Annotated in this window: 14 protein-coding genes and 1 tRNA gene; 9 read left to right on the forward strand and 6 right to left on the reverse strand. The window is 39.4% G+C overall.

The genetic code is table 11. The features are described from left to right. The first annotated feature begins 164 nt into the window (after positions 1 to 164). The 6 genes from ABJF57_RS12460 to ABJF57_RS12485 all read left to right on the forward strand — a co-directional run bounded on the left by ABJF57_RS12460 (position 165) and on the right by ABJF57_RS12485 (position 8,598). Complete coding sequence (locus ABJF57_RS12460) at positions 165 to 2,558, forward strand: ATP-binding protein (protein ID WP_462229519.1); 2,394 nt, start codon at positions 165 to 167, stop codon at positions 2,556 to 2,558. Then, the gene (locus ABJF57_RS12465) at positions 2,558 to 3,916 is read left to right on the forward strand and encodes a sigma-54-dependent transcriptional regulator (protein WP_462229521.1); all 1,359 of its coding nucleotides are present in this window, start codon (positions 2,558 to 2,560) and stop codon (positions 3,914 to 3,916) included. Before ABJF57_RS12460 ends, ABJF57_RS12465 begins: the two co-directional genes overlap by 1 nt. A 194-nt stretch (positions 3,917 to 4,110) precedes the next feature. After that, positions 4,111 to 5,016 carry a Cbp1 family collagen-binding glycoprotein adhesin gene (locus ABJF57_RS12470; RefSeq protein ID WP_462229523.1) on the forward strand — a complete coding sequence of 302 codons (906 nt, stop codon included), beginning with the start codon at positions 4,111 to 4,113 and terminating at the stop codon, positions 5,014 to 5,016. Between the two features lie 170 nt (positions 5,017 to 5,186). After that, positions 5,187 to 5,519, forward strand: a complete 333-nt coding sequence (locus tag ABJF57_RS12475; RefSeq protein ID WP_462229525.1) for a PadR family transcriptional regulator — start codon at positions 5,187 to 5,189, stop codon at positions 5,517 to 5,519. After that, entirely contained in the window at positions 5,506 to 8,157 is a 2,652-nt protein-coding gene (locus ABJF57_RS12480; RefSeq protein ID WP_462229527.1) for an ABC transporter permease, read from the forward strand. Before ABJF57_RS12475 ends, ABJF57_RS12480 begins: the two co-directional genes overlap by 14 nt. 24 nt (positions 8,158 to 8,181) lie before the next feature. After that, a complete protein-coding gene (locus tag ABJF57_RS12485) occupies positions 8,182 to 8,598 on the forward strand; it encodes a nuclear transport factor 2 family protein (protein ID WP_462229529.1) in 417 nt (138 codons plus the stop codon). A gap of 4 nt (positions 8,599 to 8,602) precedes the next feature. Here the strand turns inward: ABJF57_RS12485 and ABJF57_RS12490 are convergent, their stop codons facing one another. Both ABJF57_RS12490 and asnS read right to left on the reverse strand, forming a co-directional pair. Then, entirely contained in the window at positions 8,603 to 9,421 is an 819-nt protein-coding gene (locus tag ABJF57_RS12490) for a sterol desaturase family protein (RefSeq protein ID WP_462229531.1), read from the reverse strand. Between the two features lie 51 nt (positions 9,422 to 9,472). After that, complete coding sequence (asnS, locus tag ABJF57_RS12495; protein WP_462229533.1) at positions 9,473 to 10,927, reverse strand: asparagine--tRNA ligase; 1,455 nt, start codon at positions 10,925 to 10,927, stop codon at positions 9,473 to 9,475. 63 nt (positions 10,928 to 10,990) lie between these two features. Between asnS and rpoN the strand changes: the two genes are divergently transcribed. Together rpoN and ABJF57_RS12505 are read left to right on the forward strand one after the other, a co-directional pair. Then, entirely contained in the window at positions 10,991 to 12,427 is a 1,437-nt protein-coding gene (gene rpoN, locus ABJF57_RS12500; protein WP_462229535.1) for an RNA polymerase factor sigma-54, read from the forward strand. An 8-nt stretch (positions 12,428 to 12,435) separates the two neighbouring features. Next, positions 12,436 to 13,038: a phosphatase PAP2 family protein gene (locus ABJF57_RS12505; RefSeq protein ID WP_462229537.1), complete on the forward strand. Its 603-nt coding sequence runs from the start codon at positions 12,436 to 12,438 to the stop codon at positions 13,036 to 13,038. Here the strand turns inward: ABJF57_RS12505 and ABJF57_RS12510 are convergent. Continuing rightward, positions 13,035 to 13,739: an outer membrane beta-barrel protein gene (locus tag ABJF57_RS12510; protein WP_462229539.1), complete on the reverse strand. Its 705-nt coding sequence runs from the start codon at positions 13,737 to 13,739 to the stop codon at positions 13,035 to 13,037. The two genes, ABJF57_RS12505 and ABJF57_RS12510, sit on opposite strands and share 4 nt — an antisense overlap. A 161-nt stretch (positions 13,740 to 13,900) precedes the next feature. Here ABJF57_RS12510 and ABJF57_RS12515 point away from each other — a divergent pair. Then, positions 13,901 to 13,974, forward strand: a tRNA-Arg gene (locus ABJF57_RS12515). A gap of 144 nt (positions 13,975 to 14,118) precedes the next feature. Here ABJF57_RS12515 and ABJF57_RS12520 read toward each other — a convergent pair. The 3 genes from ABJF57_RS12520 to ABJF57_RS12530 all read right to left on the reverse strand — a co-directional run bounded on the left by ABJF57_RS12520 (position 14,119) and on the right by ABJF57_RS12530 (position 16,583). Next, a complete protein-coding gene (locus ABJF57_RS12520) occupies positions 14,119 to 14,451 on the reverse strand; it encodes a hypothetical protein (RefSeq protein ID WP_462229541.1) in 333 nt (110 codons plus the stop codon). Between the two features lie 136 nt (positions 14,452 to 14,587). After that, positions 14,588 to 15,241, reverse strand: coding sequence for a response regulator (locus ABJF57_RS12525; protein ID WP_462229543.1), 654 nt, complete (start codon positions 15,239 to 15,241; stop codon positions 14,588 to 14,590). Next, on the reverse strand, positions 15,228 to 16,583 hold the full coding sequence (locus ABJF57_RS12530; protein ID WP_462229545.1) for a response regulator: 1,356 nt from the start codon (positions 16,581 to 16,583) through the stop codon (positions 15,228 to 15,230). The genes ABJF57_RS12525 and ABJF57_RS12530 overlap by 14 nt, the downstream gene beginning before the upstream one ends. Positions 16,584 to 16,589 lie beyond the last annotated feature (6 nt).

Here is a 16,589-nt window from a genome sequence, read left to right on the forward strand (position 1 = left end):
AAACGCACCCTCACCAGAGACTTACGCAGACTTCTGATCATCAATCACTTAGATTTTACGAAAAACAATGGTACGACTTTAGCTGTCTGATAGAGAAAGAAAATTCACTAACGCGCTTTCTTTGTTAAAAAAACTGTTGTCACTTTTGCCTTAAAAGAATATCGTTGAAAAGAAGTCGATTCCCTTACATACTGAGCTCCTCCCTTTTGGTCATTGCAATTGGCGCTTCGCTTTTAGGCTTTTTTGCCTTTAAGAATCTGAAACAAATCATCGGATCGCTTGAAGATGAAGTCACTCCAAACACCAATTTATTGTTATTGAACAAAGTAGAGACCGAATTGCAAAAAGTGGAGTCCTCCATGGAGCAATATGTCTACACCAATGATGAAGCACATTTAAAAGAGTTTCAAAATCACATTTCCTCTTCGATAAATACGATTGATACCTTGAAGGATCAAAATGACAATCGACAGATGCTCGCCAGCCTTGACACGCTTCAAAACCTTATACTCGAAAAAGCAACAGTATTGCACCAGGTAAGTGAGCTCAATTATGCATCGATGGATGAGACAATAGCCAGCCTAAGACGGAAGCTAAACAATGTCCAAACCAAGGAAATACAAGAAGATACCGTCTTACGAAAAAAAAGAGGGTTCATTCAAAGGCTATTTGGGAAAAAGGAGGCAATTATCACTGCTGATACTTTGGACATCTACGCTTCTGACGAGTATCAAAACCTCGTTAATTTGCAACTCGATTCCATTGCATACCACTCCAAACAGCAAGCATATAGTCAAAAAATAAAGGAGTTTACTCTGCAGCAAGACCATCAAAATATTCAGTCTGAAATTGCTTCTTTACTCTCCAATCTGGAAAAAAACGAGCTTAAGCTTCTAAAAGATGGCGCTTTCAAAGCAAAAAACATTGCAGAACAGACGAGCCGGTATATTTCCATGTTCAGTGTTGCCATCCCAGCCTTGCTACTTACTACCTTAACCGTACTCTTTGTCTACATTTTCAGAACTAAAAAACATCAAGAAGCACTAGACGCCTCCAGGAAAAATGCACTCCAGCTGGCAAAGGAAAAAGAACAATTTCTAGCCAACATGAGTCATGAGATACGGACCCCTATGAATGCAATTGGGGGTTTTGCCAAGATCTTGTTAAAAGGAAAATTGAATAAACAGCAGTCTGAATATTTAACCATAATTGACAAATCCACCGAGCATCTTACGCATATCTTGAATGATGTATTAGATTTTTCCAAACTTCAAAGTGGAAAAATCAAGCTTGAGCAGAGGCCGTTTAAGCTTCATGAACTTATTGCTGACACCATCAAACTAATGCAAGATAAAGCCCGAGAAAAAAATTTACACCTCGACTTTGAAGTGCACAATATTCCTGAAATCATTACTGGAGACCCCTATCGGTTACGTCAGATACTATTGAATTTGATTTTTAACGGAATAAAATTTACTGACAAAGGTGGCGTTCACCTAACTGCAAGTCTGGGAAAAAGGTCTGGCGAGCGTGTTCAGATAATTTTTGAGATAATGGATACAGGTATTGGCATCTCACAAAATATGCAAAAGCACATTTTTAACGAATTCGAGCAAGTAAACAGAGAAGATAAAAGAAAAGGAACCGGGTTAGGTCTATCCATTACTAAAAAATTAGTGACCATTCATTCAGGTTTAATTTCAGTAGTAAGTACCCCGCAAAAGGGATCGACCTTCACGGTGAAGTTGCCCTATCAGCTTGCCGACACAGCACCAATAGAAAACGCTAATGACGATGAAAATGACGTTCACTTAGAAAAAATGCATATTCTTATTGCAGACGATGAAGAATTTAACAGAAAACTGCTTATTGCAATTCTAAGTGAGCATGATGTAACTTTTGACGTTGCGAAAGATGGCTCTGAAGCTTATAAGCTACTCACAAACCATGCATATGACGCGGCTTTGATTGATTTTCGCATGCCGGAAATGAATGGACCTGAAGTAGCACATAAAGTCATGAATCAAGGTCAATTAAATTCCGAAACGCTCTTCATCGGCCTCACGGCAACCGTTTCTGAGCATGATATGGAAATGGCTAAGACCTCCGGAATAAAGCATGTTTTGAGAAAACCCTTTGATACTAGCGAACTATTGCAACTGCTTAAATCAAAGAGCTATGCAAAAAAAGCTTACTCGAAAAATGGCAGCATTTCAGCACATACTCCATTCAGCCTGGAAGGTTTGAAAAAAATGGGGGATGATTCTTTCGTAGAAGAAATGGTTGAGACATTTATTTCTAGCACAAAAGAAAACCTTAGGCAATTGGATCATTTTTTAGAAGAAGAAAAATGGGAAGATGCCGGTGAAGTACTTCATAAGATTGTAGCTCCTGCCAGGCACTTAAAAGCAGACCAGGTTGTGGATTTATTGAAAAAAAATGAAGTGCATCTCCGAGAGGGGAATTCACTTACCAAAAATGCGCATGATGCTATTCAAGCATCCATGTTAAACCTCCTAGAATCACTTCAGTTACATTTACATAACAACAAGAAATAATGAGTGGGCAATCCTTTAGAATCTTTGTCGTAGAGGACGATGAATGGTATAGAAAACTCCTCGTTCACACATTGAGTTTAAACCCTGACCACACAGTCAAGGCTTTTTCAGATGGCGAGTCCATGCTCAAAGAACTGAAAAAAAAACCTCAGCTTGTCACACTTGATTTTAGACTCCCTGACTACACCGGATCAGACCTTTTCGATAAGATCAAAGCAATAGATCCTTCCATTGAGGTAATTATTATTTCTGAACAGCAAGACATTGAGACTGCCATAGATCTTCTTAAAAGAGGAGCTTACGACTATTTAACAAAGACAGACGATATCCGAGATAGACTAATCCATGTCTTAAATAAGCTAGGCAAGAATAAGAAACTGGAAGCGCGAGTAGAAACACTACAAAAGGAAGTAGAGCGAAAATATGAATTTCAGAATAATATAATAGGGCAAAGCGCTGGAATAAAACGTGTCTTTAAGCTCATTGAGAAAGCCATATCTACGAATATTACCGTGATGATCAGTGGTGAAACAGGAACTGGAAAAGAGGAAGTGGCAAAATCCATTCACTACAACGGAAAGCAAAAAACCAACCCATTCGTTCCTGTAAATATGAGTGCGATCCCTAGGGAGTTAGCTGAAAGTGAATTATTTGGTCATGAGAAAGGCTCCTTTACAGGTGCCATCGGAAAACACATCGGCAAATTTGAACAAGCCAACGATGGGACATTATTTCTTGACGAAATCGGAGAAATGGATATTTCTCTTCAAGCCAAACTATTAAGAGCGCTTCAGGAAAAGGAAATAACCCGAGTGGGAGGTTCTTCCTCGATAAAAATTAATTGCAGAGTCATTGCAGCTACCCACAGAGACTTACAGCATGAAGTGAAAATTGGAAATTTCAGAGAAGACCTCTACTACCGACTTTTTGGACTTCCTATTGAACTCCCTCCGCTCCGTGAAAGAGAAAAGGACGTAATCATATTGACCCGACATTTTGCAGAAGTATTTGCAAAAGCCAATGATCAGGAGGTGAAAACCTTCACGAAAGAAGCCTTACAAAAAATCATGAATTACTCATTCCCCGGAAATATCCGTGAGCTTAAATCAGTTGTAGAATTGGCTATTGTCATGGCTGATGAAAACGAAATTGTTCCCGATGATATCACATTTGCTCAAAAAGATGTCTTAACAGACGTTCTAATCGAGGACATGAGTATGAAAGAATTTCAAATGCGTATCATTCATCTTTATTTAAAAAAATATGATGATGACATTAAACTCGTATCAGAGAAACTGGATATCGGACAATCCACCATCTACCGACTGCTAAAGGAAGAAAAAAATTCCTCTCAATGAGATTCATTTTCTCAAAATGAGAAAAAATCAATCGTACTAAATTCATAACTGATTCATAATCAAAGCTTTGTAAAAAGGCATACCAATTGAATGTCTCATTCCATGAAATTATGGCAATGAGAAAATTGCAAAAGCAATAGCGTCTCGAAAAGTCATACTGTCAATAAATCGAATGGAAATCTAAATTGATCATTATGAGCAAACAGACAAGAAACATCATAACAGTCGTGATTGGATTGGTAATAACTGTAGCATTGGCTGCTGTTTTTTCAAGCATGCAAGTAGAAAAAAAAGAACTGAAGGTTCAATCCGTCAAGCTCGAAGCGGAGCTGCTGCAACGGGATTCTGCCTACAATGAAATAATCAATATCCTGTATGGGGTAGAAAGTAAAATTGAAAAAATCAAGCGTCGTGAAAATTTGCTTTCGGATTTAAATGGTGCCAATGACTTATCCAAAACCGACAAGCAGCAAATAGTCGATGATATGGGTATGATAGATAGTCTAATTATTCAAACGAATGAAACTGTCTCCAGATTGGTTGCCAAGCTTGACAATGCCAACATCAATCTAAACTCATTCAAAAAAAGGGTAAATCAACTCTCCAATGAATTGAAAGAGCGAAAGAAATCCATCGCTACCCTACGTGAAGAACTTAAGGAAAAAGACGTCACCATCAACGAGATGACAGCTGATATAAAATCCTTGGAATATCGGGTAGACAAACAAGAAGAAACGCTCGAAACTCAAATGGTCAAAATCAACATGCAGCAAGTTGAACTCAATAAAGCATTCTTTGCTATTGGTTCAGAAAAGTCACTTTTGCAAGATGGACTTGTCTCTAAAGAAGGTGGGTTCCTCTGGTTTGGTAAAACCAACGAGCTGGATCCCAATGCATCTAAAGACAAATTCAGCGAGATAGATATCCGGACCACAAACAGAGTCATAGTAGATGCAGAAAGCGTAGACCTGATCACAGAGCATCCTTCAGAGTCTTACGAGATTGTAAAAGAAGGAAGTGTAATCAGGTACATAGATATAAAGGACCCAGATAAATTTTGGGAAATATCGAAATATCTGGTTGTAGCTGTAAAAAGCTAGGATCAGTTATGGGTTGTGGTGACTCAAGGGTTCGCATCCTGCGAGCCCTTTTATAAAAAATCATTCCAGCACCCTCACCAAAAGTCCCGTCCAGCATATTGGATGGGCTTTGTTTTTTAGTTTGTTATACCATTAGGAAACTAATATAAATTTCTCTCGTATCATAAACCATGAAGCACACACAGCTGGGTGAATTTGAAGAGCTTGTACTGCTGGTCGTAGGGTCTCTTCATGACAATGCCTACAGTATTTCCATTAAAGCAGAGCTCAAAGAAAAAACTAAACGTAACCCGAGCATAGGAGCACTACATTCTGCGTTAGGTAGGCTCGAAAAGAAAGGGTTTATTGTTTCGCATGAAGGAGGCGCTACTTCTGAAAGAGGTGGCAGGAGAAAACGATTTTATCAAATAACTGCTTTCGGTCGAAAGGCGCTGGATCAATCTTATGAATTGAGATCTTCATTGTATCACACCATACCAAAAATAGGTTATGCAGGGGAGTGATGATCAAAAACGAAGAACCCCTCCAAAATGGCCTGATAAATTTTTAGGCTGGTTTTGTCATGAAGATCACCTGGAAATACTTCGTGGTGATGTCTACGAGCTTTATGATGAGCGCATAGAGACCATGAAGAAGTGGAAAGCTGACTTATACTTCATCTTCGATATACTCGCGCTATGTCGTCCTTTCGCTTTCAAAAAGAAAAGTCAAAACTCAACTCAAATAGCCATGTTCAAAAACTACTTCAAAATCACTTATAGGAATTTCATTAAACAGAAAATTTATTCGGCACTTAACATAAGTGGGCTCGCGATCGGACTGGCATGTAGCATACTTATTTTTATTTATATCAGTGATGAGCTCAGCTATGATAAATTCCATTCAAAGTCAGACCGCATATACCGGGTTTTGGAGAAATTCGAGAGCGAAGGCGTGGGAGAGCATTCCGCAAGCTTACCCTTCCCTACTGGTCCTGCATTGAAAAATGATTTTGAAAGGCAAGTAGCACACTCCGTACGTTTTTTCAACTTTCAATCTCCTTCACTTGCGCTTGCAAACAAGGCAGCAGAGAAGGGATTCAATGAGTCGAACATCTTCTTTGCAGACTCTACTTTCTTTGATGTTTTTGATTTTGACCTGCTGACTGGAAATAAAGAAACGGCACTAGACGAACCCAACTCTATACTAATCACAAAATCCATGGTGAAGAAGTATTTTGTTGATGAAGATCCCATTGGAAAAACCCTCGAGCTTCAAGGAAGTCAAAACCTTATGGTAACTGGGGTATTAGAGGATGCTCCAAAGAACGCTCATTTCACATTTGACTTCATCGTCTCCTTCTCTACTTTAAAAAATAATTTTGGTGGTCGATACCCCACTACTTGGTATTGGAATCCTTGCTGGACATACATTGTATTGGAAGAAAATATTACGGCGGAGGATTTTTCTTCTCAATTCCCAGACTTTGTGCAGAAGTACTTCCCAGATTTCATCAAAGATGATATTGTACTCCAGCTTCAACCGATAGAAGATATTCATCTTACCAGCAAATTGGATTATGAAATTGCAGCCAATAGTGATATGAAGAATGTTTACATATTTGGAATGGTCGCAGTTTTTGTACTCATCATCGCGGCTATCAACTTTATAAATCTCAGCACAGCCAGAGCCAACAAACGCGCAAAGGAGGTTGGTGTCCGCAAATCGCTTGGCAGTGGTAGGTCTCAGCTCATCAATCAGTTTATTTTCGAATCTATTCTGCTGACATTCACTTCATTGATTATTGGCGTTGCAATCGTTCTCCTAATACTCCCTGCTTTCAATGAGCTTACTGAAAAATCAGTTCCTTTTGCAATCTTATTGGAGCCCATATTCTTATTTGGACTCCTTGGAGCCGGATTAATCATCGGGCTACTTTCAGGATTTTATCCTGCTTTTGTCCTGTCCTCATTTAAGACTGTATCGGTCCTGAAAAGTGGTCATCTAAAAACGAATGGCATGAACTTTCGAAGGGTACTGGTCATTGCTCAATTTTCTATCTCCATTATGCTCATCATCGGCACGTTCATCGTATTAAAGCAGCTCAACTTTCTTCAAAACAAAGACGCTGGGTTTGACAATGAAAATGTTGTTATGGTACCTGTGATTCGGTCACCCATGGGTCAACACTATGAAAACTTTAAGACGACAGCCATGCAGAGTACTCACATCATTTCCATGACCGCAGTGGAAGAAATCGTAGGATCAAAATTTCAAGTTGGGAATTATCAATTTGAAGGTATGGATCAATCCAAGCCGTATCCACGCTTCAATGTGAGGCACGATTTTATTTCTACTATGAACATCCCATTGGCAGCAGGACGTGCATATGATCAGTCCGTCCAAACGGATGATTCCCTTGCATTGATTGTAAATGAAACGTTCGTGAAAAGCATGGGTTGGAATAATCCAGAAGAAGCAGTGGGGAAACGATTCATTTATCGCAGAGAACTCAAAGGAAGAATTGTGGGTGTAGTAGAGGATTACAATTTTGCCTCGAAGCACTACCCGATTGCGCCACTGGTAATCACCCTAAATACACATCCGGGAGCTTTCAATCTCTTCATTAAATACGTTGCAGTGAAAATTGAAGGCAATCAAACACAGGCTGCAATAGCAGACCTAGAAGAAGCATGGAGGTCCGTACTACCTGAACGTCCATTTGATTTCTTTTTTCTAGATGATCGGATCAATGACTCATACAAGTCTGAGCAGAAACTGAGTGACATTACACTTATCTTCTCAGGGCTTGCCATTCTAGTGGCTTGCCTCGGGCTTTTCGGATTGGCCACTTTTAGTGTAGAGCAGCGTACAAAAGAAATTGGGGTAAGAAAAGTGCTGGGCATTAGTACATCACAAATCATGTTGCTGCTCTCAAAAGAATTTATGCTTTTGATCGGGTTGGCATTTGTGGTTGCAATTCCACTTGCGTACTATTTATTAACTCAATGGTTAGACGGTTTTGCTTTTAGAATAGACATAGAAGTATGGCCATTCATTATCGCCGGATTCCTGACTTTCTTCATTTCTTCAGTAACGGTAGCACTTCATGCTTTCAAAGCATCTTATATCAACCCTGTGGAAACGCTTAAGTGTGAATAATCTAAAACATTAATTTGAACAATCATGAAAATCAACATTCTACTATTTGCTTTGACGCTAATATGTATTCAAGAAATTGCCGCTCAATCAGAGGTTGAGCTAATCAGGAGTACGCTCAATGACTACATTGAAGGATCTACTCAAGGTCAACCTAACCGATTAAAGAAAGCGTTTCACCCAGACCTCAACCTATATTATGTGAGAAATGACCAAGTGAGAATATGGAGCGGGAAAGAGTACATTCTTGATACAGAAGAGGGTAAACCTACAGGTGAAAAAGGGAAAATTCTTTCAATAGATTATGAAAATAATGCTGGGATGGCAAAGGTTGAAATCTTCAACCCAAAGAACAACGATACCTATATTGACTATTTCATGCTGCTAAAAACTAATGGTAAGTGGACCATCATACACAAGATGTTCACAAAGAAAAAGGAGTGATCTATTAATAATCCGTCTTTATTGATTTATTGAAAGGGAGGCCTAGCTGATACTTTATGTCTTCATCTCTGTCCCCATCTGTTACATCAAGCCCATACTGAATTTTGGAGGTATCATCATAGGTAAAAGTGCCAAAGATTCGATCCCAAATAGATAGAACGTTTCCAAAATTAGTATCCGTCCAAGGTCGTTCGAAGTGATGGTGAAACTTGTGTGTATTTGGTGTAATGATGATATAGCTCAAAGCTTTGTCTAGCCCTTGGGGCAAACGGATATTGGCATGTGTCCAATAGGTAAAGAAAATGGTGACAGTCCTATAGAACAGATAATAGGCGACAGGCATTCCAAACAGGGCAAAGGTTATCAGAGCTAGTGCTTCTCTCAAAATAAATTCGATCGGATGCTGGCGGACACCTGTTGTAAGGTCTACTTTGGTGTCACTGTGATGTACCATATGTAATTTCCACATCCATTTCACTCGATGCAGAAGGAAATGAGCAAAATATTGAGAAACCAAATCAAGTGCCACAAAGGAAACAACCAGACCTAACCATATCGGCATCTCGAACCAATTAAGAATACCAAAATCCAATTGAGTCGTCCACTTAGTGACACCAACCAATGCTACCCCATAGGCCACATTTATAACCATAAGGAAAGCAAAAAAGAATAAGTTAACACCATCATGTCTCCAACGCTTATAGTCGTGCTTGACCAGTGGGATTAAATTTTCCAGAATAAAAAAGAATGCAAGGCATATCCCAACCCAAATGATTTTTTGAACGGTAGTCAATGCTGCAAAATAATTTAGAAACTCTTCCATTGCTTACTGCTTAGTTTAACAACTAATATACTACAGCAGCCATGAATTGTTCTAAAACTCGCAGCTGCCAGGTGTTCTTGGGAATGGAATCACATCCCTAATATTTCCCATTCCTGTCACAAATTGAATCATTCGCTCAAAGCCCAGACCATATCCACTGTGCGGAACCGTTCCGAACCTTCTGGTATCCAAATACCAAGACAGCTCGTCTTTTGGGATGTTCATTTCATCCATCCTTGCCTCAAGATTCACCTTTCGTTCTTCTCGTTGAGATCCTCCAGCTATTTCACCAATACCAGGGAAAAGCACATCCATGGCTGCCACCGTCTTGTCATCATCATTTTGACGCATATAAAACGCCTTTATTCCTTTGGGATAGTTATAAAGTATTACTGGTTTTTTAAAGTGCTTCTCAACCAGAAATCGCTCATGCTCCGATTGCAGGTCAGCTCCCCACTCCTCTATCAGGTATTGAAATTTCTTTTTCTGATTTGGTTTCGATCGTTTTAGAATTTCGATTGCTTCGGTATAAGAAATACGTTCGAAATCATTTTCTGCGACAAATTTTAATCTCTCTAGCAAAGACAATTCGCTTCGCAAGTTTTGAGGCTTTGTTTTCTCCTCATCTTCCGCACGTTTGTTGAGAAAGGCCAGGTCGTCCTTACAATGCTCAAGCGCATGTTTCACCACGTATTTCAACATTTCTTCGGCCAGATCCATGGTGTCATATAAATCGTAAAATGCCATTTCAGGCTCTACCATCCAGAATTCCGCCAAATGTCTCGTAGTGTTGCTATTCTCAGCTCTAAAAGTTGGCCCAAACGTATAGATTTCCGAAACAGCCAACGCGGCTAATTCGCCTTCCAATTGACCTGATACGGTAAGGTTAGTCTCTTTTTCAAAAAAATCTTGTTTATAGTCGACCTCACCATCCTCGTTTTTGGGTACATTATTCAGATCCATTGTGGTCACTCTAAAGGTCTCTCCTGCGCCTTCAGCATCAGAAGCTGTCAATATAGGCGTATGCAGATTCAAGAAGCCTTTTTCATTAAAAAAAGAATGAAGCGCAAATGCCATCTCATGTCTTACGCGAAAAACGGCACCAAATGTATTAGTCCTTGGCCTTAGGTGAGCGATCTCCCTAAGAAACTCCAGTGAATGCCTTTTGGGCTGTAAAGGATACTCCTCAGGATGTGCCTCTCCTAAAACTTCAATTTTTTCTACCAAGAGCTCAACTGACTGTCCAGCTCCTTGAGATTCCGCCAATTTTCCAAAAACTGAAATACTTGCGCCCGTAGTAATTTTTCTTAAGATTTCTTCATCCACTTTCGGCACGTCTAGCACCAATTGTAAATTGTGGATGGTAGAACCGTCATTCAACGCTACAAACGCAACATTTTTGCTTTCGCGCTTCGTTCGCACCCAACCTTTTACATTTAATTCTGCTCCGGATTTCCCTTCGTTAAGAATTTGCCTGATTTTTGTTCTTCTAATTTTGTCCACCATCGTTAAATATTTGCGCGGCAAAAGTAACGAATGTGATATTTTTGACATATTAGGACTAGAATAATGCAAAAACTCTCACTTACTCAATCACTTCAGCAGAAACTGTCTCCACAGCAGATACAGTTTATTAAGCTCCTGCAAGTACCCACAGCTGAATTAGAAGCTCGTGTGGAAGAAGAGCTGGAGGTCAACCCTGCGCTTGAAGAAGGTAAGGAAGAAAAGGAGGCGGAAGAGCAGGCGGAAGATTTCGATGATGATTATGAAAGTCCAGCTGAAAGTATCGAAGATTATTTACAGGATGATTACGCCGGATACAAGATGCAAGGTGACGGACGAAATCCCGATGAAGAGGACAAAGAGTCTCCAATATCAGTTGGCAAGAGCTTGCATGAGCATTTGATCTCTCAACTGGGCTATTTAAAGCTAGATGACCGGCAAGAAGTGTTGGGACGACAATTGATCGGGAGTATAGATTCAGATGGATATATCCGACGTGAATTGGAAGCCATTGTAAATGACCTGGCTTTTTCACAGGGGGTTGAGACGGACGAGGAGGAACTGGAGGATTTACTTTACAAAATTCAAAATTTTGATCCTGCCGGAGTTGGTGCTCGAAATTTGCAAGAATGCTTGTCTCTACAATTGGAACGTAAAGACGAGGATAGTGAAACTGTACAGGTAGCCAAACGAGTCATCGATTATTGTTTCAATGAATTTTCTAAAAAACATTACGATAAAATAGCTCGAAAGCTCAGTATTGAAAATGAAGACTTGCTTAGAGAAGCAATCTATTTCATTACAAAGCTTAACCCAAAACCTGGAGGCACTGGCGATGATGTCGCAAAGACACAGTATGTTATCCCAGATTTCATCTTAGTCAACAACGACGACAAGCTTGAACTTTCATTGAATTCGCGAAATGCCCCACAGCTAAAAGTGAGTAGATCTTATTCTGAGATGCTGCAGGCTTACGATAAGAGTGATAAAAAAGATAAGAAGCTCAAAGAGACTGTTTCTTTTATAAAACAAAAACTTGACTCGGCTAAATGGTTTATTGATGCGATTCGGCAAAGGCAACAGACCTTGCTGAATACCATGCAGGCCATTATTGATTTTCAGTACGAGTACTTTTTGGAAGGTGATGAAAGCAAATTGAAGCCAATGATTCTGAAAGATATTGCAGAACGTATCAATATGGATATTTCTACAGTATCCAGAGTAGCTAGCAGCAAAGCCGTTCAAACTGAGTTTGGCGTTTTCCCGCTCAAATATTTCTTCTCTGAAGGTATCTCTACTGAATCTGGAGAAGATGTGAGCAGCCGAGAAGTAAAGAATAAGCTTAAGTCATTTATTGATGACGAAAATAAGTCTAAGCCACTTTCAGATGAGAAACTAGAGAAGGCATTGAAAGAGTGTGGTTACAACATCGCACGAAGAACAGTGGCAAAGTATAGGGAGCAACTAAACATACCTGTGGCACGCCTCAGAAAAGAGCTTTGAAAGTATTAATGAAAGTCATCTCGGTGGTATTCCACCCGCTTCTGATAGCAACTTACCTCAGCTACATTCTTTTTACTCAATCTCCGGAGCTGTTTCCGAGAGTGATTCCTCAAGCCATACCTCAGTTCATTCTTGTCATTTTCATCACCACGTGCCTAATGCCAGCATTGAGTATATTCCTTCTTCGAAGTTTTTCATTCATATCTAATTTGGAACTCACCAAAAGGAGCGAGCGAATCAGACCGTTCATCTTTATCGCATGCTACTATGCAGCCTCTTCCTATCTATTTGCTGATAAATTAGAAATGGGTCCAATTTTTATGCTTGTAATGATTGGTGTTACGATCTTAATTGTACTACTACTAATTATCACCGCTTGGTTTAAGATCAGCATACACACAGCTGCCATATGGAGTGCGGTGGGCTTTGTTACTGCTCTCTCTGTAACTATAGGCCTGAATATCGGTTGGTATTTTTATGCGCTTATGCTTGCCGCGGGTCTGGCCAGCACCAGTAGATTATACCTGGGGTACCATCGACCGAAAGAAGTTTGGTCAGGAGCTATACTTGGCTTTGCGTACAGCTTCCTAACCATTGTGTTGTTTCTTTAAAACCCTGTCACGTTGATCCCAACAGTCGTCATGACGGGATTCTTTCCATCTTGGAATTTGTCTTGAAATACGTTGGAGAGATAGCGCTTATAAAAAAGGTGAACTCCTCTAAAGCCCATTCTCACTTGATATCCGTATCTAAATGAATTCAGATTGAATTTTCCAGACACTTTATCACGTACTGTTTCTCCATTGTTATCATATTTCCATTTGGTATGGGCATTCAGCCTAAGACCTACAATTCCGCCCACACCTAAGAAAAGTCCTTCGCCATCTTGTGTGCCCAGCGGATGAAATCTAAATTCAAATGGAATATCCAGGTATGTGGTAGCTAGTCTATTTTTCTGGAAATTTTGTGGATTCGGGATTATTCCAACGGCAGCCAATGAATCAGTGGATCCACTGGTGAAAGTATAATTACTGGCTAAAGTGGAGGAGTCACCCAAACTCATTTTTTCTAACCCTAAACCAATGCCATAATTAAATGAAAGTTTGCCGGAAAGTGCTTTTCGTTTCATATAGTAAATGGCCACTGATTTTGAAGACCAGGTTTTTCTTTCCAAACCACCTGGCATAGATGACCAGACATTAAACCCTATGTCTGCCATTACTTCCCCTGGAATATCCGGACGCTTCAATCCGTCTTGTGCGCTTGCTCCAATTATTAATAGGGTGAAAAGTACTCCGTATAGGTATCTCATATTTTTTATCATGTTCTTGCAAAGAAGCGGCATTTTACCTTTTTATGTTCTTAATGAATGTTAAATGATAAGCGCCTTTAAAAGAAAAATTTCGGCAAAGATAGAATCATGAAGCACTAACGAAAATTTTAAAGCATAATTGTTACTTTTGCGCTCCTGAAGGACTCGTAGCACAACTGGATAATGCACCTGGTTACGGCCCAGGAGATTGGGGGTTCGAATCCCTCCGAGTTCACATAAGCCCTTCCTAATGGAAGGGTTTTTTTATATCCCTGCAGGAATGTTTACCCAATGGGCATATAAGTACACTAAACGAAATTTCTAAATCCTTTCAAAGATTTGATAACAGTCACTTAGGTAAGACAATGGGAATGTTTTGCTATGCTTCTATCCTGAGGTAAGTGTCAGCACTATCCCACTGATCTTCGGAAAGTTTATATCTCGAAGCACAAATTCCCATAAACGTGTTTGAATCTATGCGCTTCAATTTGACTATCAATTTTTCATCCTCGTGGGAATAGAAATCAGTTGACTTGGTAAGCGTATCAATTCCATACATTTTGTCCAATGAGATGACCTCTTGTTCATAATCTGGATGATCCGAAGATTTATAAACAAATGAGCGGTCGGTTGTATCCATTACGAAAACAAAACCACCTGGCACTAACTTCTTAAGTGCATCGATAATCTGATGAGTATTAGAAATAATCATTTTCGTTTCAATCAATCTGTCCTACATGCGGTGGTTTATAAGCAGAGTGATACAATATCTACCAAATGTACTATTTGAGTAGGTTTGTTTTATTTAAGGAAAGTACGGCTCTTTCGTTAGGTATTATAACTAACGTTTAGGACTGGATGAGTCCCAGATTCATGGCTTTTTTTATCAATTCCGCCATGTTTTTAGCATGCAGTTTCTTCATGATATTTCCTCTATGAGCTTCCACGGTACGCTCACTGATAAAAAGTTTATCAGCAATTTCCTGGCTTTTCAAACCATCAGAAATATCATTTAGAACTTCTATTTCGCGTTTAGTTAGCTGAACACTTTCAGCTTTTTTCTTCTCTTTCTTTATTTCTTTGTAAGAATTAAGGGCGGTATCTATGACTTCTCTACTGAAAAACTTACCACCGTCCAATACTTTCTCGATTGCGACAAGTATTTCATCCGCAACACTATCCTTCACTACATACCCAGCAATATTAAAGTTGAGTCCTTCCATAACATACTCCTCATCTTTGTACATGCTTAGCACAATTATTCGAATGTCGGGATACTTTTCTCCAATAAGCTTGGAAGCTTCGAGACCTGTCATCTCGGGCATGGAGATGTCCATTAAAATAATATCTGGAATATTCCCATCATCCAAGGCAGCGATTGCCTTAGTCGCTCGATCATATTCACCTATGATCTCTATGCTCTGATCCATATCAATTATGCTACGAACACCTTTGCGCACCAATTCATGGTCTTCTACCAGATATAACTTAGTCTTTTTCATATGGAATTTTTAAACTTATAAAGGTACCAGACCCTTTCTTAGTATCAATATTACATTCAGCATTTAATACCTCAGATCTAAATAAAATATTTTGCAATCCATGATGCGAGGTATCATCCTTATAATCGCCTATTTCGAATCCCTGACCATCGTCTTCGATCGTCATTTGTATATGATCGTCGAAACCATAGAGTTGAATGGATGCCAATGACGCATTGGAATGCTTGATAATGTTAGAGATATTTTCTTGGGAGATTCGATAAATATTCACTTTTAGCTTCATGTCCAGCTCAGGCAAATCCTCTGCGTGCAACTCAAATCGAATATTGGAGCTTTTGTTCGCTTGGTCAACTATTTTCTTCAGACATGCATCAATTGGAAAATCACTCAAGAGTGTAGGAAGTAAACCGTCAGTTACTTTCCTCATCTCATCTAAAAATTGATCCACCATGTCTACCAATTCTTCTCCAGTATCTCCCTTTTTTACTGATAACTTGATCATATTGGCTATTTGACCAACGCCATCATGGAGGTCTCTAGCGATCCGTTCACGCTCTTTTTCCTGTCCCTCAATAAAAGAAAGCAATTTCCTATTCTTAATGTCTTCATTGGCTTCTCTCATTCTCACCCTTTCCGTAATATCCTTGAAAAAGAAAAGTGTATATTCTTCATCTAAGGATACATTGTGCGAATAAAAATCTCCATAAACCTTACCTTCTTCATCGAGAATGAGCTCCAGCTCGGCAGTATCCTCTAATCCAACGATGTTAGGAAATTCACCTCCATGAACATCCGTAAATTGAAGTATCTCATTAATTTCTTTATTCATCAGCTGATCGAATGAACGGGCCGTGATGTTCTCCACTACCGAGTTTGTATACTTTATGACTCCTTGCGAATCCAAGAGAAAGATTGCTTTATCAATCGAATTAATGATCGCTTGAAAAAGCTCACTGTTTTCTTTTATCTTTTTTTCTGCTTGAGCTTTATAGAGAGCTACATCGATGTTTGATAAGAGCTCAGCTTCATTGAAGGGCTTGACCACATATCCATACGGCAGACTAAATTTCGCCTTTTCGATCGTTGGCTCATCAGTAAGAGCTGTCAGGAAAATAATTGGGATATCTAATTCTTGCTTGATTTCAAATGCCGCATCAATCCCATCAGAATTGGTTTCCATCATGATATCCATTAGGATCAAATCAGGAATTTCTTCTGAAGCTATATTCACTGCTTCTTTGCCCGAGTAAACTGATTTTACCTCATGCCCTCCTGACTCAAGCGCATGCTTAATGTGCTGATTAACAATAAGTGAATCTTCGGCGACTAAAATTTTTCCCATGGGTTC

It is taken from the genome of Ekhidna sp., from assembly GCF_039940915.1.
GTDB lineage: Bacteria > Bacteroidota > Bacteroidia > Cytophagales > Cyclobacteriaceae > Ekhidna.